Origin of the sequence: Hahella sp. CCB-MM4, assembly GCF_002260525.1 — a bacterium.
Classification (GTDB): domain Bacteria; phylum Pseudomonadota; class Gammaproteobacteria; order Pseudomonadales; family Oleiphilaceae; genus Hahella.
In genome coordinates, this window is sequence record NZ_MRYI01000140.1 from 23,807 (window position 1) to 42,760 (window position 18,954).

The 18,954-nt window shown below is 48.1% G+C and carries 17 protein-coding genes; 3 read left to right on the forward strand and 14 right to left on the reverse strand.

All coding sequences use genetic code 11. From position 1 onward, the window contains the following. Window positions 1–19: 19 nt before the first annotated feature. The 5 genes from BTA51_RS29390 to BTA51_RS29410 form a co-directional block, all read right to left on the reverse strand. Window positions 20–1,921, reverse strand: a complete 1,902-nt coding sequence (locus tag BTA51_RS29390) for a pre-peptidase C-terminal domain-containing protein (protein WP_094712570.1) — start codon at window positions 1,919–1,921, stop codon at window positions 20–22. A 230-nt stretch (window positions 1,922–2,151) separates the two neighbouring features. Then, window positions 2,152–5,280, reverse strand: coding sequence for an efflux RND transporter permease subunit (locus BTA51_RS29395; protein WP_094712571.1), 3,129 nt, complete (start codon window positions 5,278–5,280; stop codon window positions 2,152–2,154). Window positions 5,281–5,282: 2 nt separating this feature from the next. Then, the gene (locus BTA51_RS29400) at window positions 5,283–6,524 is read right to left on the reverse strand and encodes an efflux RND transporter periplasmic adaptor subunit (RefSeq protein WP_094712572.1); all 1,242 of its coding nucleotides are present in this window, start codon (window positions 6,522–6,524) and stop codon (window positions 5,283–5,285) included. An 88-nt stretch (window positions 6,525–6,612) separates the two neighbouring features. Then, window positions 6,613–7,890 carry a HAMP domain-containing sensor histidine kinase gene (locus BTA51_RS29405; RefSeq protein WP_094712573.1) on the reverse strand — a complete coding sequence of 426 codons (1,278 nt, stop codon included), beginning with the start codon at window positions 7,888–7,890 and terminating at the stop codon, window positions 6,613–6,615. Beyond that, a complete protein-coding gene (locus BTA51_RS29410) occupies window positions 7,890–8,564 on the reverse strand; it encodes a response regulator transcription factor (protein WP_094712574.1) in 675 nt (224 codons plus the stop codon). Before BTA51_RS29410 ends, BTA51_RS29405 begins: the two co-directional genes overlap by 1 nt. A 224-nt stretch (window positions 8,565–8,788) precedes the next feature. Between BTA51_RS29410 and BTA51_RS29415 the strand changes: the two genes are divergently transcribed. Then, window positions 8,789–9,133 (forward strand): hypothetical protein, encoded by a 345-nt coding sequence (locus BTA51_RS29415; RefSeq protein ID WP_094712575.1) that lies wholly within the window; start codon window positions 8,789–8,791, stop codon window positions 9,131–9,133. 184 nt (window positions 9,134–9,317) lie between these two features. Here the strand turns inward: BTA51_RS29415 and BTA51_RS29420 are convergent, their stop codons facing one another. From BTA51_RS29420 to BTA51_RS30405, 3 genes are read right to left on the reverse strand one after another with little or no spacing between them, the layout of a single operon-like run. After that, the gene (locus tag BTA51_RS29420) at window positions 9,318–9,548 is read right to left on the reverse strand and encodes a hypothetical protein (RefSeq protein WP_094712576.1); all 231 of its coding nucleotides are present in this window, start codon (window positions 9,546–9,548) and stop codon (window positions 9,318–9,320) included. Beyond that, window positions 9,548–9,952, reverse strand: coding sequence for a type II toxin-antitoxin system YafO family toxin (locus BTA51_RS29425; protein WP_168188341.1), 405 nt, complete (start codon window positions 9,950–9,952; stop codon window positions 9,548–9,550). Before BTA51_RS29425 ends, BTA51_RS29420 begins: the two co-directional genes overlap by 1 nt. Continuing rightward, a complete protein-coding gene (locus tag BTA51_RS30405; protein ID WP_168188342.1) occupies window positions 9,942–10,106 on the reverse strand; it encodes a hypothetical protein in 165 nt (54 codons plus the stop codon). Before BTA51_RS30405 ends, BTA51_RS29425 begins: the two co-directional genes overlap by 11 nt. A gap of 246 nt (window positions 10,107–10,352) precedes the next feature. Here BTA51_RS30405 and BTA51_RS29435 point away from each other — a divergent pair, with 246 nt between their 5' ends. Next, window positions 10,353–10,658 carry a panthothenate synthetase gene (locus BTA51_RS29435; RefSeq protein WP_094712579.1) on the forward strand — a complete coding sequence of 102 codons (306 nt, stop codon included), beginning with the start codon at window positions 10,353–10,355 and terminating at the stop codon, window positions 10,656–10,658. Between the two features lie 34 nt (window positions 10,659–10,692). Here the strand turns inward: BTA51_RS29435 and BTA51_RS29440 are convergent, their stop codons facing one another. After that, a complete protein-coding gene (locus BTA51_RS29440) occupies window positions 10,693–11,319 on the reverse strand; it encodes a DJ-1/PfpI family protein (RefSeq protein ID WP_094712580.1) in 627 nt (208 codons plus the stop codon). Between the two features lie 281 nt (window positions 11,320–11,600). On the opposite strand from BTA51_RS29440, the gene BTA51_RS29445 reads away from it, so the two are divergent. Next, on the forward strand, window positions 11,601–13,712 hold the full coding sequence (locus tag BTA51_RS29445; protein WP_094712581.1) for an LVIVD repeat-containing protein: 2,112 nt from the start codon (window positions 11,601–11,603) through the stop codon (window positions 13,710–13,712). A 537-nt stretch (window positions 13,713–14,249) separates the two neighbouring features. Here the strand turns inward: BTA51_RS29445 and BTA51_RS29455 are convergent. From BTA51_RS29455 to BTA51_RS29475, 5 genes are all read right to left on the reverse strand, one after another. After that, on the reverse strand, window positions 14,250–14,894 hold the full coding sequence (locus BTA51_RS29455) for a hypothetical protein (RefSeq protein WP_094712583.1): 645 nt from the start codon (window positions 14,892–14,894) through the stop codon (window positions 14,250–14,252). Window positions 14,895–15,115: 221 nt separating this feature from the next. Further along, window positions 15,116–15,442: a hypothetical protein gene (locus BTA51_RS29460; RefSeq protein WP_094712584.1), complete on the reverse strand. Its 327-nt coding sequence runs from the start codon at window positions 15,440–15,442 to the stop codon at window positions 15,116–15,118. 111 nt (window positions 15,443–15,553) lie between these two features. Continuing rightward, a complete protein-coding gene (locus BTA51_RS29465) occupies window positions 15,554–16,870 on the reverse strand; it encodes a molybdopterin-dependent oxidoreductase (RefSeq protein WP_094712585.1) in 1,317 nt (438 codons plus the stop codon). Window positions 16,871–16,989: 119 nt separating this feature from the next. Continuing rightward, a complete protein-coding gene (locus BTA51_RS29470) occupies window positions 16,990–17,778 on the reverse strand; it encodes a rhodanese-like domain-containing protein (protein WP_094712621.1) in 789 nt (262 codons plus the stop codon). A gap of 746 nt (window positions 17,779–18,524) precedes the next feature. After that, window positions 18,525–18,908 (reverse strand): DUF3775 domain-containing protein, encoded by a 384-nt coding sequence (locus tag BTA51_RS29475; protein WP_094712586.1) that lies wholly within the window; start codon window positions 18,906–18,908, stop codon window positions 18,525–18,527. Between the last annotated feature and the right edge of the window lie 46 nt (window positions 18,909–18,954).

Below are 18,954 nucleotides of genomic sequence, written 5' to 3' on the forward strand. Positions count from 1 at the left end.
TGACGCCTATTCCCGCTGGCTAGCGCTCTTCAGCCATTTGTCCCAGGTTGACCGTCACCTCTCGGTTGCGTCCCCAGTAGCTGGTGTTGTAGCGAGCCACCAGCTGGACACCGGAATACGGTTTGAAGGCGTTCAGCATGATGTAATAAGTACCGGCATAAGGCCTGCTGTAAAAACAAGTTTCCGTCTGGGTGGTTTTGTACGGGCGACAGTGATAATTGTTCAAAGTCGGCTGGGAATTATACATGACATGCATGTCCGCATCTCCCTGACCGCCTGACATTTCAATGCGCAGATTGGTCGCTCCTGACGGTACCCGAACATAAAAGTTGGCTTTCTCATCCTGATTGCCGGAAAGGTTTCGGTACACCTGTCCATTGGACATCTCCCGGTTGGTGTTCTGGCCGCCGTCGTACCCGGCATCCAGAGTGATACCTGAATAATTGGAGAATGCGTGCAGCATAACGTAGTAACGCCCTGCCTGCGGTGCCTGATAGTAGCAGACCTCCTCCTGGGTAGTTTTATAAGGACGGCAGTCATAGCTGCTTAATGTTGGACGGCTTCCCCTTTTGATATGCATGTCCATATCACCCGATCCACCGGTAATCCTGAAGTACAGGTTGCGTGCTCCTGCAGGAACATCCATGACATAGTATTCTGCATTTCCCTTGCGGGCTGAGAGATTGCGGATAACGTCTCCATCGTTCAATTCCTTATCGTCGCCGTTGTCGGGATCCGGATCAGTCGGGTCCGTTGGATCAGAAGATCCTGAGGTTCCTGAGTTATACAAAGATCGGCCTGAACAATGCTTTGCACCGTCCTTGCTGAGCCAGAAGTAGTTACAGTCGCTGTCATAACTGTTGCGGCCGGTTTTCACCTGATAACCGGAAAGGGAGACACCGTCGAGATGATAATAGCTGCCATTATATTTCAGGCTGAAGTGCTGGTGAGGCCCGGTAGAACTGCCACCATCACACAATGCCTGTGAACGGTTGTTGGCGTAGTTGGCCAGCTTCTGATTACGGGACACACTCTGACGGTTGCTGAACTGTATGTTGTCCAGATGATAGTAGGTGGTTGACCAGCCGCCTTCATGCAGTACTTCCACAAAACAGGACGAGTGACGAATCGCGGTACCGCCTGCTGCAGCGACCGCCCATTTGTTTGAGGTATCCGACCCCCAATAGCCGCCATTGTTAAAATCTAGCGACGATAGCGGATAGCTTCCACTGCCCGTATAGGTGTGAGCACCACCGAAATACCAGTACTCCCCAACTGGATATGGGAGCTGAAACATATTGGCTGGAGGCACCAGGCTCTGGGAATAAGCTGCAAATCGTCCTGTGCTTGGAGCACCATCGAATGATTGGAACTGATGATCTTCCTGAGTTTCCGGAAAAAGACGGTGGTAAACTTCCTGGAATTTGTCCAGGTCGCCATCGGTGTCATTTCTCAGCTCTGTCGAAAGCGATTGCGCAGCAAACCCTTCGCCCGCGAAAGACAGGTTACTTTGTTCCTGATCAATGGACTGATAGTAAGAGGTCGCCAGGGTTGAGGCGATGTCTTCCACCTGTTCGCTAAATCCGGATTCAGAGGACAAATCCCCCATAGGAGCCATCATGAACGCGGCTTTGTTTTGGCTGAGCAGACCGGTTTTCATTTCGATCATGGTCAACAGAACTTTAGGGCTAACGGTGGAGTAACCGGCCCAGTGGGTAATGATTTCGGCTTTGTCTGCCAGATGGGGAGCATGTTCCTGCAGGTACGCCTCCACATCAAAATTCAACATTTCCTGATAGCTGTATATAAACTGATCGTCAGATATTGGCGCGTACTGATCATCAGCGTGTGCCAGATTTAGCACTAAATTCGGCAATAGTGTCAGGGCGCAGGTGAGGATCGGCCCGATTGTTTTTTTCATTCCACATCCCTTTAAGGTTGATTAAAAAAGCTGCGATTAGTTTGTCGCATGGCAGGAATGAAAGGTATCGGGTAAATGCCCCAAGCTTTATAGACAACGGGTTATAGACGAAATGATATACAGCCTACTCCAGACTGCTGAAAGGATTAGATTGGAGGGCTTGGTTCCCAGGTAGTCTTTCACCACCTGTTCTCCTCCACCCTGCTTAACCTCCTCTGCTCGAAAAGGCCCTAACCTTCAATATCACAGGCTTGCGGTTTGGCATCTACGTTTTGACGCCTGAACAGCGTTGCCAGATCATGGCTTATGGCAATTAACAGCGGAATCAAAATCAGTGTGATGGCCGTCGCAAAGATTTCCCCATAGGCCAGAGAAATAGCGGCGGGAATCAGATATTGAGCCTGCTCTGATGTCTCCATCATAAGCGGTGATAAACCTGCAACGGTGGTGACAGTGGTCAGAAATATCGCCTGAAACCGGCCCAGACCCGCAAGCTGCAGAGCCTTGTGAACGGTCTCTCCCTCCTCTCTGGCCTGGTTATATCGGGTCATCATCACCAGGGAGTCGTTCACCACGACACCGGCCAATGCCAGCATTCCAAAAAACGACAGAATGCTCAACGGTACATCCATGATTAAATGCCCCATCGCCGCCCCGATAAAACCGAAAGGAATCACCGACATGATAACGAATGGCTGCCAGTAGGATTTCAGGGGAATGGCAAGCAGTGCATAGATCAGCACACAGGTGAAGATCAGTGCCTTGATCAATCCTCCCCGAATATTGCCGATTTCCTCGAGCTCTCCGGAGGTCGTAATTTTGACCAACGGATATCTCTGCTTGAGTTGAGGTACGATATTCTCAAACAGCGCAGCCCCTAACTCAGAGGGTGAAACCAAAGACTTATCGAGCGCAGCACGCAAGGTATTGACTCTCTCTCCGTCTCTTCTTGAGATATAGTCCGTCGCATAGGAAGATTCGATGCTCGCCACCGACATCACTGGAAACCACTGTCCTTTATCGTTGAGAACTCTTGCATCCAGCAGATCTGCGACAGTATCCCGGTACTCCAAGCCGTCCTTGATCATCACTTTGACTTCCTGACCGTCGCGGTAGAGCCGCTGAACTTCCATTCCGCCAAATCGCGCGCCGATTTGGCTGGCCAGTATTTCATTGGTAAACCCCAAGTGAATCGCTTCCGGCTTAAGCTTCAGGTACAGCTGTGGTTTTCCTTGTTTCAGGTCATCCCGCAGGTTACTGACTCCGTCAAACGCCAGTAAATAGTCCCGCAATTCATTACTTGCTGATATGAGGGAAGCCTCATCTTTACTGAATAGCTGGATGGCGAAGCCTCCCCCCGTTTCTTCGGATGCGTTAAAGGTGAGTTCGGTGGTGCCTTCAAGGGTTCCCACTGCAGACTGCCACTGCCTCATGATATCAAGCGTTGCGATTCCAGGCCTGTCTTCAGGCAACGCCAGTTCAGCATAGATATCGACAGACTCACTATCGTTCACTGCCACCAGAAAATGTTTGATCGGATTGCTTTCAAGCGCATACCGGCTCGCCAATTCATTGTTAAGCGCCACTCCTGCGGCTTCAATCCGGTCAGCATTTGCAACGGTCAGTCGATGCGGTGCCCGAGGGTCCATTTCCATCCTCACCGTGATCGTCTGACCGGGAATTTCCGGGAAAAACACCATCCTCACCTGCCCGGACTCCATGAATCCCAGGCCCAGCGTAGCCATGGAAATAAACAGGACCAAGACCGAATATCGCCGTTTGATGGCGAATTCAAGCACCGGACCGTAGATTCGATGATTGAAACCGTTCAGCAGTCTTTGCGCCCCTGATTGGACACGACTCCATAAGCTACCTGATTTCCCTTCATGGGATATCCTGATACCCGCCAGATGAGCGGGCAGGATGAACTTGCTCTCAAACAAGGACAGCATCAAAGCCATAATGACCACACCGGAAAAGCCGGCCAACACTTTGCCAAGGGCATTATCAATTAACATCATCGGAAAGAATGCCGCGACCGTCGTCATTACCCCAAATATCGTCGCAGTGGCAACCTTTCCAACCCCGACCTCAGTCCCTTTAATGGGATCTGCAATTTTGCGGCGTTCCTCAAAGACACTTTCCCCAACGACAACCGCGTCATCAACCAATATGCCAAGAGCAATGATTAGCCCGAACGTTGTGATGTCATTAAGGGAATATCCCACCCAATCGCTTCCCATGATCGCCATCGCGCCTGCCACTGAAATCGGCACGCCCATTGCCACCCAAAAAGCCAGCTTGAGATTAAGAAACAAAGCCAGGAGGAGGAATACCAATAACAGGCCCTGGACTGCGTTACTTTTCAACAGCTGTAACCGCTCAGAGATATAGCGGCTACTATCGGCCCAGGATACCAATCTGACCTCCGGGGGCAGAATGGGTTGAAGTTCCTCAATGGTAGTCTTGATCACTTCGGCTATTTCGAGCAGATTTTCCTTACGACCGATCTGAACCTCCATGCCAATGGCCGGTTGCCCGTTAAACCTCACCAGAGAATCGCTGTTTTCAAACCCATCCACGACGCTTGCCAGATCGCTCAGCAGTATTCTGCTGCCATCCGCCCTGACCTTGATGCTGATCGCCGCAAATTCTTTCGCATGATAGGCCTGGTCATCAGCCCTCAGGCGAATGTTGCCTCCAACTGTTTTAAGTTCACCGGCTTTGAAGGTCAGCGAGGCTTGCTGGATCTTCGCGGCCACCTCATACAGAGTAAGTTGAAACTCCTGAAGCTTTTCCGGATTAATCTCGACATTGATTTCTGCCTGTCGTTCACCCCAGGTCTTGATTTTGGAGATTTCGGGTTTCGCCAGCAGCGCCTCCCGGACCCGTCTTCCCAACCGCTGAATGGTTGCCGGGTCGGTATTGCCATAGAGCTGAACGATCTGAGCCGGCAGGTCAAAGTCATTTCGGGTGATCACCGGTTTCTCAGCCTTGGCTGGGAGACCATATATGCTGTCCAGCCGGGTACGAACATCCGTCGCCAATCGATCCAGGTCGTATCCAGGCTGCTTTTGCACCGAGATACTGGAAAGTCCCTCCATGGACACCGCCTGTACCTTTTTGATCCCAGCCACTCCCTCTATCGCTTTCTCTATGCGTTGTGTGATTTGTTCGTCTACCTGTCCGGCATAAGCATCCGTAAAAGGAGTGTCGATCTGAAGAGTATCTGCCGGCAGTTTCGGGAACCCTTCTATGCGTATAGAGGTCGCGGTTAGCCATCCGGCAATCAGAATCAACCCCATTACAAGGTTTGCTGCAACCGGATTACGAATAAACCAACTGGTTAACATATGCATGCTCAGCTTCCTCCATCGAAATCGGACGAATCATCGATGTTGGCAGCGGTGTTCTGCCCGGTTTCCATCATCGGGGAAACCTGCATTCCCGGCAGGAAGGATGCCAGCGGCACTGTCGCAATACGCCATGCTCGTTGACTCGCGGATCTTTCAGGCGAACTCATTGAGGGAACCCGTAACGGACTTTTTGACGAATCTACCGGCGGAACAGAAACTATCAGCTTGCCGTCTTTTGACACAGCATCATCGACCAAATAGGAGCGGAGCCGGTTTTCTTCATCGAGATACCAGACCATCCCTTCTCTGGTCATAGCACTTTCGGGGATCAACATTGTATTTTCGAAAGTCTTACCCGGCAGGACCACTTTGACGAACTCTCCCGGAAGTACTTCGCTTTCCTGATTTTTTAGTACCTCCAGAAACAATTTAAACTGGCGGGTATCGCTATCCAGATAGGAGCCCCCTTGCCTGATCGTGGCGCTACCAATCGACTCGCCAGACATGTTTCGCAAAGGCACTACGGCTCCTTGCCATTGTGGGTCGAGCTTTTTCCATTGACCCACATCCAGGGAAACCTGCAGCTCAAGATGTTGGTTATCGAGCAACGTAAACAGCGCATCTCCTTCTGAGACCGATTGTCCGAGGCCCACATGGCGTTCCGTCACAATACCGTTAAACGGCGCCAGGACCTTCGTGTAACCCAATGTCTTTAATGCAGACTGCAACTGCTTTTCCGCAAAGCGCACTTCGCTTTGAGCTACAGAAAGTTGAGGTTTGAACAGGGCAAGATCTGACGGCTCTCCGGTCATTCCGGAGTTATTCCAATCGCTATGGGCCAGTTCAGTTTTGACTTCAGCCTGACGCAGACCTACTTTGGCGTTGTCCAATGCCAACTCGGCATTGGCTACGGCAGACTCATAACGACTGGCTTCGATTGCCATTAACGGCTGGCCTTCCCTAACCTCAACACCGGGTGAAACATTGGGAGAGATCTTCATCACCTCGCCACTCGCCTGTGATTTCAAAGTGACCGCCCAACGAGGCTCAACTTCTCCGAAGACTTCAATTTCTGTCTGATAGCTGCCGGAACTGACCTCCAACACTGTTACTGTTGGGTGCTCCGGTGAAAAAGATGACTTGGGAATGACGGCTTGGCTTTCCAGTTCGTCCAGGTATGTCAGGACGCAGAAAAACACCAGGAGAGAGGTTATCAGGTAGATACTATTGCGGAGTTTCTTAATCATCAGTTCGTCACTTACGCATGAGCAGTTTAGTGCCCATACATTAATAAAAGTGACGTTAAGGCAGTCTTAAGATCTAACTTGAGCCTTCTCAAGTACGCCAGAAAATGGAGGCTGTCACCTGATGAGGCGCCCTTTGGTAGCGAAACTCCCAGCCCAGTTTGCGACAGATTCTTTCCACCAGCTGCAACCCGAGTCCAAAGCCGGTTTCGGAAGAGTAATCTGCATAGCTCTCCTGAGAGACTTCCTGGCTGACAGGGTTGGAAATAGTCAAATGATCCGCATAGATCTGAAGGAAAATCGTGCCTGTAGAACTGTGCTGACAGGCATTTCTGAGTAAATTGGCGAACACGATTGCAAACAGGTCTTTCTCAATATTCAACTCTTCGCAGTGAACCTGATAATCAATATGAAGCTGTCGACCAACAATGAGGTGCTGATGCTCATTCACCATCCGAACGGTAAAGCTCTCTATCTCAAAAGGCTCTCGGGCAATAGGCCTATCAGAGTCTCTGGCGAGCCAAAGTAGCGCTGTCGTCAGTCGGCTCATGTCCATACTGGCTTTCAATGCCCTGTCTATGGTTTTTGTTTCCGGCCCCTTGATCTGGAAATTCAGGGTATCAAGACAAGCCTGAATGGTCGCCAGAGGCGTGCGCAATTCGTGACTCGCATGCTTCAAAAATTGCTGCTCCCGCCGGTTATATTCAGTGATTTTATCGACCCCTTCCCTCAGTTGACCGGCCAGCGTATTCAGCTCGGCGATTGGAAAGCTCACACGGTCCGCATGCTCCTCCTGACGCAGTTTTTCAGCCCACTGACTCAACAGTCGCATGGGTTCACTGGTCCTTTTTAAAAGCCAGAATACCAAGACGAACAGTATCAGCATCATCCCGCCGGTCAGCATCAGTGACTGCTTGATAACGGTCGTTGAAATATCTTCTAACAGCCCATCGATGAGATCTGCGTCATACTGACTCAGGATATACAGCTCTCCTACGGAAGGGGCATTGTGGTACAGCAAAAACAGGATTTCCTCCTTGCCGGGACGATCCTCAATGGACACTTCATACACCTCACCGCTGACCAGGTTCTCCTGATCGAAGTGGCGCCTTAATGACTCGGGAATTTCCTGCCACGATCGATAAGCCTGCATCGTGCGACTATCGGGGAGAGGTGTTTGACTGTTGAGCTCCAGTTGCTTGATGAGTGATCTGGCTTCCATCCTGATCCAACTGTCTCCGGCATTTTCCATCGATTGGAAAGAATAGAACGTCAGTAATGCTGAAAAAACGACAAACAGTGCCAGCCCAATCACAATCAACTGCCAGCGCAGCTGCTCGGAAAGGCTTTTAACTCTAACTTCGGCCATTATTTTCCAGAGGTATCTTCGATGCTTAATCCCAACCCCGTCCTGGTCAGGATTAACGGATAATCAAAAGGCTTGTCCACGGCTTTTCGCAGTCCGTGAAGGTGCACGTTGAGCTTTCCCGGATCCGAGTCCTGATCAGGCCAGATATAATCCTCGATATCTATACGGGAAACGATGTTCGGGCTCTGCAACATAAGAAACTCCAGGATTTTCCATTCCGTCGGGGTGAGGCTGATTTCCTTTCCGCTTCGAACCACCCGGCAGGTTCCCCGGTCCAGTTCCAGTGGACCGACCTTTAGCAGCGACGATGTTTTTCGGGTACGCCGATATAAAGCCTCAAGACGCGCCCAAAGCAACGGCATCGGACAGGGTTTTACTACATAATCGTCAACTCCTGCCCGAAATCCGGCCAGTTGATCGGTTTCTGTATCGATCGCTGTCAGCATCAGTACCGGCAAGGTACATCCCCTAAGGCGCATTTCCTGGCAGACATTAATGCCATCCATTTTCGGCAACATCATATCCAGGAGAATAACGTCAAATTTGAGTTCCGTCGCCATCTTCAGGCCAGACGCGCCGTTATAAGCGAAGTCGCATTGGGCTCCCTGAAGCTCAAGAAACTCAGCAATTGATGCCGCCAGTTCGGCGTTATCCTCGACGATTAATACCTGCATGATTTAAAACTGTTCTGGAGAAACTGCATTTAGTTTAGCCCATCGTGTATTAAGAGGGACTTAAGGTTACCCCCTTCCGCTACTCTTGCTCTACTTAGGACCGATTTTCGACAACATTTTCCCTCTATCCATGCAAATCTTAACTCTTTCCGAATTTTTCACAGGTTTTTCACAGCGCCTATTCAGACTTAAAGCATGAGTTCACTTCAGCTTGGAGAAGTATTATGAAGAAGTTCATACTTATCTTTTTTGTCATCATGCTAGTGGGTACCACAGCGGGCATCACAAAAGCCCAGGAAACCTACGCTGAAATCGACCAGGACATTATTGAACAACTGACGCTAAACAGCGAACAGGCATCGGCCTATTCCGCCATTATGGAAAAGCAGCGTGACGCATTTTTCGCTCTAAAGTCTTGGGACTGGCAAGAGGTATTAGCACTATATCGGGAAACTTTTGCCTTGCTGAAGCCCGTACTGACTGACAAGCAGTACGCCGAGTTTGTCGCCATTATCAACAGTGTTATTGAAGATACCGGTGATGAGGAATTTCTTGTTGTGATGGATTAAAACTGCTTAATTAATGGTGGGGATATTGATGCCACTTCTGATAAATCGAAAAATAGCGTTATGTAATCATTTACGCGGCCTTCAATTTGAGGGCCGCTTATCCTTCTTAAATCCGACTTTCAGGGTCTTCGAAACTGCAGTTTCAGCATTCAAGGATTCGAATAAAAGAGGCTGAGTATTGGGTCTATGCTTCGTCTTCCCATGCATAAGGAAGCAGCTCAGCGACGTCGTCAAAATCTATAAAGGCAACGATCTTGCCAGATTGATCCTTAATTTCCCACCCATCTAGAGGACTCCAATAACTGAAGTCGTAGGCACCCAATCCACATTCGTGTTCAATAGCTACAACATAGCGGCCTGCTTTTTTCGGAGTCTCTGCACGGGTCCATTGGACTTTTTTGGGTTCACGTGACATTACCACTTCATCCTAAATTCAAATGCTTCTTCAGCGTATTTTTGAAGAGACTTTTCATCTGTTCTGAGAAAGTCGTGACCATTATCCCATACAATAGTAAGTAGCATATAATAGTCTGGATTTAAGTAGCCGGGACAATACAGTAAAAATGAATCACTGGTTCTTCTATCCTGTATTCTCAGATGCAACTTCTCAATTTTGAATCGTTTTTCATCAAGCAGATGAACATGCTTCACCTTTTCTTCCCAGGCGAGTCTCGGACGCATAGTGAGAACGTCTTTGCCAAACATCCTGCCAGGATCCCCAGTATTTACGTAGTACTCAAAAGCATCAATAACTTTTTTTACGGCCGGAACATGTCGCTGAAGTTCTATGTCTTTTCCGTAAAAAAGTCTAACTGCCATGACCATTAAATCCTTTAACTTTCCTACCTCCCTGAGTTTCTTGTACCTTTCTCGCCTTGCACATTGCCACCTTTATTTCTTCCAGTTCATGGACAGTTAATGCTTCTGGCTGTTTCACCGCCCTATTTTTGATATCTGTGTCTTTATGGGCCATAGTGGCACCTCCTATTGATGACTGATCAGCCGAAACCATAAGAGATCCTCTTGTATCAATCTATAGGGGTAAAAGATTAGATAATATTGTCTAGGTGGATCGCTTCATTCTTTGACCTTGAGAAATGGAGGTCGAAAAGAACTACCAATTTATGCGATAGAAAAAATGTTCCCGAATTAACCATCAGCTCCAGAACTTTGGGTGTACACTAAATAAGCAACTCCACCAACTACCCGGAGGTCTGATATGCGTATGCTAATGAAAGTTCAATTTCCATTGGAACCTTTCAATTCTGCGGTTCGGGATGGTTCAGCTGGCCAAAAAATACGGAGTATTCTGGAAGCAAATCAGCCTGAATCTGTCTATTTTGTGGAAGAGGATGGTCACAGGGGTGGCATTCTGATTGTTGAGGTAAACGACCCATCCGATATTCCAGCCCTAGCAGAACCCTGGTTTTTGACATTCAACGCCAATGTGCAATTCCGCATTGCCATGACGCCGGAAGACTTGGGGCGCGCCAATCTGGATTCACTGGGACAGCAATGGTCCTGACAGTGTGGCTGTAGAGGTGTATTTCCATACACCTCTATTTCAAACTCTGGTTCTGTAAACCTCCCCTAATATAAGGCCGAATATTCTCTATTGCTCTGGAAACATATTCATCCTTCTCGCCGACTGGTGCCACATAATGTAATGCGTCTCTAGCAGCGTCTTCGCCTTCCATACGAGCAATTATCCACGTGGCCAGATATTGTGATGCAAAACAGCCGCCGGCAGTGGCAATGTTTCCAGATGCATAAAAGGGCTGGCTCAAGACTTCAACACCTGCCTCCTGCACCCAAGGCTTGGTTGTCAGATCGGTACATGCCGGAATATTGGCAAGCAGTCCCAGTTTCGCAAGCACAAGTGCACCGGAGCATTGCGCTCCAATCAGCTGTCGCTTGGGATCCAAGTTCAGAGCAGACATAATCGTCGGATCATTGACGATTTCGCGTGTCTTGATACCGCTTCCAATAATCACTGCATCAGCAGAAGCTGCTTCCGACAAACTTGACTGAGCATGTACAGTCACCCCGTTCATTGAGGTAACGGTGCTTTCTGGGCAACAGAGAGTAACCTTCCAATCCGGCTTCTTGATCCGGTTGAGAATTCCGAGCGCAACGAGTGAATCGAGTTCGTTAAAGCCTTGGAACGTTAGAATTGAGATATGCATTTTGTTAACTCCGATTAGATCGAGTTGGGGTTTAACAGACACCTGAACTGGCCCAAAGAATATTTCTTAACATTCAGCCTCTCCTTAACAGATATTTCATTACTGTCCCGCAGCGGAAATATCGTGGCTTTAAGCTGATAATATGTTTTTCTACCCTGTTTATGCTTGATCTCTCAAATAGCCATATCAAAAGTTGTACTTTATCACCCCACCCTATAGGCTGGCCCGTCTACCTGACTATATGTTAGCTCTGTTATTCCGATGTATGAAAGGAGATGTAAATGACGGGATTGCCTGCTTCCAATTTTACACGTTTGACTATTCCGATATTCGCCACTTTGTACCTAACTGCTTGTGGAGGAGGAGGCGGCGGAAGTAGTGGTGGTGATAACAATGACAGTTCGTCATCCCCCACATATAGCGTTGGAGGCAATGTTCACGGGTTAAACGGCACCTTGGTGTTACAGAACAATGATGGCGACGATCTTGAGCTGACCACCAATGGGGAGTTCAAATTTAGTACTGAAGTGTCTAAAGGCGATATTTACCGCGTTAGCACATTGAATCAACCGGCTGACCAAACCTGTGTAATTGGCAGTTCAGAAGGTACTGCTGCGGACAATGTGGACAATGTCGATATCGCTTGCTTTAGCGATTCACCTATTGGCAGCTATGGCATCGGACAACCCTTACAGGTGGCGCTACAAGGGAACTACGCATATCTTGCTGTAAAAGGCGGACTGCAAGTCATGGACATATCCAACCCATCTGTGCCAGCTAAGACAGCTTTCTTCGATACCGCAGGCACTGCACATGACGTTGCTATTAGTGGTAGCTATGCCTATGTCGCTGACTATTCTAACGGTTTAGTAATAGTTGACATAACTGACCCAACCAACCCCATTGAGGTAGGCAGCTATAACACATCAGGAGAGTCTTACGGCGTTACAATCAATGGTAACTATGCCTATGTGGCAGATCGGCTTGAAGGCTTGAAAGTGATTGATATCAGCAATCCCTCAGAACCCACCCTCGCTGGTAGCTACGACACTTCAGGCATCTCTCAGAAAGTAGTAGTCAATGGCAACTATGCATATATAGCGGACTACAATATGGGCTTGGTGGTGGTCGATATCAGCAACCCCACCGCACCTATCGCTATCGGAAGTTATGACACAGAAGGCTCCGCCCACGGTATCGCCGTCAGTGGCAACTATGCCTATGTAGCAGACTACAACAAGGGCTTACTAATCCTCGATATCAGTGACCCAACGACTCCAAGTCCCGCAGGAACTTACGATACAACTGGTTACGCATATGACGTTGCGACTAATGGCAACTATGCATACGTAGCGGATGGATTAAATGGCTTAGTTGCGCTTGATATCAGTAATCCTACGGCACCCACAGAAGAGAGCAGCTACGACACTACAAGTAATGCTTTTGGTGTTGCTATTGGTGGTAACTATGCCTACGTGGCAGACTTCAATGGTGGCTTTGCGGTTGTAGATATAAGCGAACCAAGTGCTCTTTTGCAAACTGGCATATACGAGACGATAGGTGATCCCACAGATGTTGTCACCAGTGGTAACTATGCTTATGTAACTGATGGTGAGAACGGCCTTCAGATAGTTGACGTTAGCAACCCCGGTGCGCCCACTAAGGTAGCCAATTACAAAACTACCGGCTACGCTCTTGGAGTTGGCATTAGGGATAACTATGCTTATGTAGCTGATTTCAGTAGAGGTCTTGCTGTCATCGATATTACTAATCCGTACTCTCCTAGTCTAGCCGGCAGTTACGACACTTCTGGAGTTGCTCGTGGTATTGCAGTGAGCGGCAACTATGCCTATGTAGCAGACTACAACAAGGGCTTACAGATCCTCGATATCAGTGACCCGACGGCTCCAAGCCCCGTAGGAAGTTACGATACGACTGGTTACGCCTATGGCGTTGCTACTAAGGGCAACTATGCATACGTAGCAGATGGAACAAATGGCTTGGTGGTGATTGATATAAGTGATCCAACCACTCCCACCGAGACGGGCGGCTACGACACATCTGGTAATGCCTACAGCATTTTCCTAAGTGGCGATTACGCTTACATGGCAGATGGAAACAAGGGATTGTTAGTAATCGATATCGCTGAGCCCTCTGCCCCAGAACTTGTTGGCAGTTATAACGACAACAGCTACGCCCAAGATATCGTCGTTAATGGCAGCTTTGCGTATCTACCCGATCAAAACAATGGCCTGGTGGTGCTTGATATCACCGATCCCACTACTCTAACTCCGGCGATTACCCTCAATACCATTGGCCAAGCCAATTCTGCTTTTATTAGCGATAGTGAGCTGTATATTGGGGCTGAGGGGTACGGATTAGTAGTTTACTAAGCTGTTAGTCGCTAGGTGCGATTGGAAAATGCCCCTCATGTAAGAGGGGTATTTTCCTAATCTTGTTGACCGAAGGCAGCTAATGCGCTGTTAAGCGCTTTGACGACCCGCTCTCTTTTACTACCTTTTTTAATGTGTGCAGGTAGCCTCTCATGCCATCGCTGGACAACATCATGCTCAGCCTTCAATAAGGGCTCTTCTTTCTATTCGGGTAGACTTGTGTACTTTGGACTCGAACCACTCTGAAGCAGCCTCTATTTGAGCTACAGAGTAAAACTCAAAGTTGAAATCACAGACCTCTATAAAGTAGATCTCCCTCACCTTTCCTTCTAACTTAGGCAACCCCTGTAAGGCTCCTATTGGCAGCTTATGTGATGGAAAAGGTGACGTTTCTTTCCAGTGCTTTGACATTGTTAATGCTTTGCTGAATTAGTTGTATCTGATGAGAAACTTTGGACCTGATTTTCCCGGCAATATACTTTTTATTTTCATCAATAGTCCTTGAATATAAGTAAGCTACGGAACTTTGCAGCCTTGCTACACTTGAACACCTTGCGTTTCTAAAAACCAAAATTCTCCGTGTTTCACCCAATTTAGTACATAAGTCATGCCGAGTCTTATATCGATTGTTTTTCCGCCGATTGGCGTGTTTAGGGTTATAGGGCCAAAAACAGCTCCATTTGAAATATCGTAATCCCAACACTTTGCTTTTTTATTTTTTGGTTGCACTAACCGAGACAATTCATTCATTACGAGAGAAACGCCCTCTTGAGCAATCCCACATGATACATACTGCTCGAGAAGGTAAAAATCTTCATATACGTCCTTCATAAAAATGTCGGTTGCTCCTCTATTGCCATTAGATGCTGACAATGTGCGGTAGCATTTCATCTCAATTGCTATCTTATGGTATTCATGGCCGTTTCCTTTACCGCTAAATGTTAGGTCTATTTCTCTACTTCGGCCGTTTATTATCCCATTGCTTTCTAACTCGATTTCAAACTTCTCGTTTTCGTGAAACGTTATGAAGGGCAACAATTGTTGAAGTATATGCGCATATTGGAGCTGCATTGATGCTTCTTTGTTAATAGGAATCAAGCCGTTTCCCACTTTCCTTGAGAATACTCTCCAACTGTAAGATACCGCTGCTCTCATCCGTTCTGAAAGTTCTTTAGATTCCATTGTAATTGGTCATTCCTTTTACCGTGACTTCCGATACCGAATTGAACATAAGTTGCCTATGAATAGAAGAGGATAAAGTGAACTCATCCTCATCCACTCAACTTGCATAAAAATATAGTAGCTGCATACCGCAATGCAGACATTGCTCAATTAAGCAGTCAAGCAAGTACCCGGCTAGTCAGGAAGCTTCAAAGAAGGGAAATGGATCTTAGAATGCACCCTCAGGGCGCAGCGGAACGCTGCTGATGAGACTCCGGATTAAAGTTCTTGGAAAGATAATCCAGTATTAGCTCTCTCATCGCCGGGTCGAGTTCAGGCATGCCCTGCTCTTCCTGCATCCAGGTCAGGGTTTCGTTCCAGCTTTCGCGGGTTAAGCCTTGTTGTTTTACCAACGCCAGGGAGTGACAGGCGCTGCATAGGCCGCCTGCTTCCATCGAGCCGGGGCCAGGTGGCCAGTCTGCGCCAAACGGACTTTCTTCCGCGTTGACGGTGCTGCTGAGTACAACAGGTGCTAGAAATACCAGAATACGGCGTATTGCAGTTCTCATGCGCCCACCTCTTTTTACTTTTATGTATGACAAAACTATGAACGACAAATCGACGAAGTGGTGATTCTTCCAGCCACCTCGTCGATACTAAGAATGCTCCGATTTCAGGAATCAGGCATCAACCATCACGGCAATACGGTGCATGCTATTGTTCAGGTAGCCTTTCGGATTCCAGTTGACGGCAAACGGCTGCATATTGCCTTTATCATCAGTCGCCCTTGCCCAAATTTCATAATATCCCTTGGTTGGGAAGGTAACTTCCGCATACCACTCCTGCCAGGAATATGGATTGGGTGGCGCTTTCAGATCGGCTTGAATCCAGGTGACGCCGAAGTCGTAGGAGATATCCATCCGTTTAACCACGTTATCTCCTGCCCACGCATGACCGTGAACTTTCAACGTTCTGGTTTTGATGGTCTGGTTGGTCTGTGGCGTGGTGATCAGAGACTTCACCGGCATGGACTCAATGATTTTGTAGTCCTCATTCTCCACATGGGTTCCCGGAGCTACAGGGAACTTCGGCACCCGATAGGAGGAACCGGTCATTTTGGGGCCGTCGTGCACGACATCACGCAGCTGAATCCGTTGCAACCACTTTTGCGAAGTGGAACCAGGCCAGCCGGGACAGATGGTTCTGACCGGGAATCCGTGCAATGCAGGGAGATCTTCACCGTTCATGGCGTAAGCGATAATCGAATGAGGATCCATCGCCTTGGAAATGGGAACACCGCGGGAAATTGGCAGTTTATTCGGATCACCGGACAAGTGACCGTCCATACTGTAATGGGCAGTATATATCGCGGATGGTTTCACCCCGGCGGCTTCCAGAAGATCCTTGTAACGCACCCCTGTCCACTCGGAATTCCCTATGGCTCCAACTGTCCATTGATTGCCTTTGGCCGGTGGATTAAAGGCTGCTCGACCATTGCCGCCGCATTCCACCTGTAACTTCAGGGTCACGGGTTTGAACTTGCTCTTAAGTTCATCCAACGTGAACTGCAGGACGTTATTCACCTCACCATCAATGGTTAATTTCCAGTCCGATACATCTTTGGTATAGGCGATTTCAGGAACCACGCCATTGTTACGAACGAAATGACGGCTGGTTGGAGTGACAGCATCATCAAGAAGATGAGGAGGTGTTTCCGCATTGACCGGGCGATCATTCAGGAGCGTCAGACCATCCTTACCGGCAAACAGACCCAGTTCTGTTTCTTCAGCCATGGCCGCCGGGATCAGACCGGAGGGGAAATTACGATGGAAAGGTATTGCCATTCCCAGCATCGCTCCCATCGCTCCCAGGCCGGCACCTTTTAAAAATCCCCTTCTGTTTGGATTCGCCCGTCTTCCAAACACAAGATAATCCGCGCGTTCCGGATCTTCTGCATAAAGTTCATATAGCCCTCTTTCTTTTTTATCGTTCGTCATGGTAGTTCCTCTCTTTTTTTATTTCCTTTTTCAAGGATGTTTTTAACAACCGGAAACTTTGAATATACATAGAGCCAAAAGGTATATACGACTTGCCTCATCCTCTGGCTCAGCGTCATTTACAATGTCTTGAAATACTCGTCGATTCCCCCGGCCATGAAGAAATATGAAGGTACCTGTTGTTTTTCCAGGTAATACTGCAGCCACCTGACCTGCTTACCCGCTTGATCATAAATGAGCAAGGGAACTCCGCGTTTTTTGGCCTGACTGATGTAGCGATCAATCAAATCGGGCCGATCGAGTGATGCCCGTCTTTCCCGCATATAAAAAATAGAAATGCCATCCCGCTGTTGTTTATCCCTAACATCCAGAACGATGCCGTTTGTCTGCAGGATCTTTTCTTCGAATTCCGGAATGGAGATGGAGTGGGACAGTAATTTGTCTTTTCCGATCAAACGCGACGGATCACCCAACACCTCACCAAACAGGTAGGTGTCGTTGGGATAGGCCTTGGCAAAATCAAAAACACCGGCATCGTATACGACGATGTCATTGATATGATATTTCCTGCATTTGGAGGCGGCTTTGTATGATTTGAGACAGGTCTTACCGTTGCAGTACAGCGCCAGTTTTTTGTCTTTATGCATTCCCTGAAGAATCTTCATATCATCGATGAAGGTATCCGATGTCAGAGAGATATTAACGGCACCTTTGATATGCAGCGTGTTGTACTCGTAGTCCGTCCGGACATCTACGGCCACAATCTTTTCCTCATTCAACTTCTGATAGAAGTCTTGGAGCTCAATGTATTCCACAGCCGGATACTGGCGTCGTCCGGGGAATTCTTCTTCTGCCTGTGCGGAAAGTGCAAGAAGCGTAAGCGCAAACAGAGCGATGACTTGTCTCATCAGTCCCCTGGTTGAATGACTTGGAAATTGGAAACTCAATTGGCGGGCCACGCGAAGTGGCGGTCGGGTAAACATCTTATGACATCCTTTGTAATTAAGCTGTTTATGTCGATTTAGATTGAAATGGGTGTTTGTTATAGCGAATAAATGTTGCAAAAAGATGCTGCTGAAAATTCCTCCCCTGATTATTCAAATATTCGTTTCTCTAGACCCGACGATCACCTGTTCTTTCATTGAAGAGCAGATCTAGCGGGACGAGTAACGCGATAGTTTAAATATCGTGATAGCCCAAATAGCGTGCTAGCCCCTATGAAGTGGCTACTTAGGGACGGAATTCGTGGGGGGACATTTCAGGTTTCGTTGAACCTGGTTTGGGTGTATTGATGAGAAGTGAAGTGGTGAGAATTCTATCCATGGGAAAGTCCATCTTGTTCCTCTTTATCCATTTTAGAAGTTTCGTACGCTCAGGCATGAAAGCGACCACAATCGCTATCGCATTCCAAGTATGCGACAAACAATTCCGAATCAGCCTTTAAGTGCCTTCTTCTAACGATTCAATTCCGTGGGACACATTAATAAAGCAATTGGGTGTTACAGATCAACCGAAATCTCCGGTTTTCTTCGAATAAATAACATAAATCAATTTTTTTGCCCGCAGCGCTAACCAAACGCCTGTTAAAGCGATTCCGTATCACTTTTCTCTAACGGCTTAGCGAACCTGCCAGTCAGTCACGATCATAGCCATGTCAGTCACCATCATAGCCATGAATATAGAGACCTTCGCTAAGATGGTCAGCCAACATTGGATGTGCCAGTAGGTACTCCGCAGTATTTCCTGACCAGTTTTCCTCTGCTTCGGTGAGTGCCTGTTTCCACTCCTCCAGGTCGAAATCATTTCTTCCGAGCCACATGAGAGCCACCACTTCCTGCTGCTGGTCGGGATCAAGATCGCTGATGATGGACTGAAACTCCCTGACACTCTGGTCACCGCTATGGTCCGCCAATACCTGCATGGCCCAATCGTCGGAGGAATCGGGGGTATCATCGGGAAATACGACGCCTTCCTTGGCATGAAATTCCTGGGCGAGTTGAATAAGTCTGCGAATGATTTCAGGGTTGATATCGAGCATGACAGACTCCTCTTTCGGGGACGCCTGTTCATTTTATCGCCAAATC

Excerpts from the sequence above, each read along its gene's own strand:
- BTA51_RS29415 (WP_094712575.1), top strand. The coding sequence starts at position 8,789 with ATGAAGAAGTTCATACTTATCTTTTTTGTCATCATGCTAGTGGGTACC.
- BTA51_RS29465 (WP_094712585.1), bottom strand. The coding sequence starts at position 16,870 with ATGACGAACGATAAAAAAGAAAGAGGGCTATATGAACTTTATGCAGAA.
- BTA51_RS29405 (WP_094712573.1), bottom strand. The coding sequence starts at position 7,890 with ATGGCCGAAGTTAGAGTTAAAAGCCTTTCCGAGCAGCTGCGCTGGCAG.
- BTA51_RS29440 (WP_094712580.1), bottom strand. The coding sequence starts at position 11,319 with ATGCATATCTCAATTCTAACGTTCCAAGGCTTTAACGAACTCGATTCA.
- BTA51_RS29475 (WP_094712586.1), bottom strand. The coding sequence starts at position 18,908 with ATGCTCGATATCAACCCTGAAATCATTCGCAGACTTATTCAACTCGCC.
- BTA51_RS29455 (WP_094712583.1), bottom strand. The coding sequence starts at position 14,894 with ATGGAATCTAAAGAACTTTCAGAACGGATGAGAGCAGCGGTATCTTAC.
- BTA51_RS29420 (WP_094712576.1), bottom strand. The coding sequence starts at position 9,548 with ATGTCACGTGAACCCAAAAAAGTCCAATGGACCCGTGCAGAGACTCCG.
- BTA51_RS29410 (WP_094712574.1), bottom strand. The coding sequence starts at position 8,564 with ATGCAGGTATTAATCGTCGAGGATAACGCCGAACTGGCGGCATCAATT.
- BTA51_RS29395 (WP_094712571.1), bottom strand. The coding sequence starts at position 5,280 with ATGCATATGTTAACCAGTTGGTTTATTCGTAATCCGGTTGCAGCAAAC.
- BTA51_RS29425 (WP_168188341.1), bottom strand. The coding sequence starts at position 9,952 with ATGGCAGTTAGACTTTTTTACGGAAAAGACATAGAACTTCAGCGACAT.
- BTA51_RS29460 (WP_094712584.1), bottom strand. The coding sequence starts at position 15,442 with ATGAGAACTGCAATACGCCGTATTCTGGTATTTCTAGCACCTGTTGTA.
- BTA51_RS29390 (WP_094712570.1), bottom strand. The coding sequence starts at position 1,921 with ATGAAAAAAACAATCGGGCCGATCCTCACCTGCGCCCTGACACTATTG.
- BTA51_RS29435 (WP_094712579.1), top strand. The coding sequence starts at position 10,353 with ATGCGTATGCTAATGAAAGTTCAATTTCCATTGGAACCTTTCAATTCT.
- BTA51_RS29445 (WP_094712581.1), top strand. The coding sequence starts at position 11,601 with ATGACGGGATTGCCTGCTTCCAATTTTACACGTTTGACTATTCCGATA.
- BTA51_RS29400 (WP_094712572.1), bottom strand. The coding sequence starts at position 6,524 with ATGATTAAGAAACTCCGCAATAGTATCTACCTGATAACCTCTCTCCTG.
- BTA51_RS29470 (WP_094712621.1), bottom strand. The coding sequence starts at position 17,778 with ATGAGACAAGTCATCGCTCTGTTTGCGCTTACGCTTCTTGCACTTTCC.
- BTA51_RS30405 (WP_168188342.1), bottom strand. The coding sequence starts at position 10,106 with ATGGCCCATAAAGACACAGATATCAAAAATAGGGCGGTGAAACAGCCA.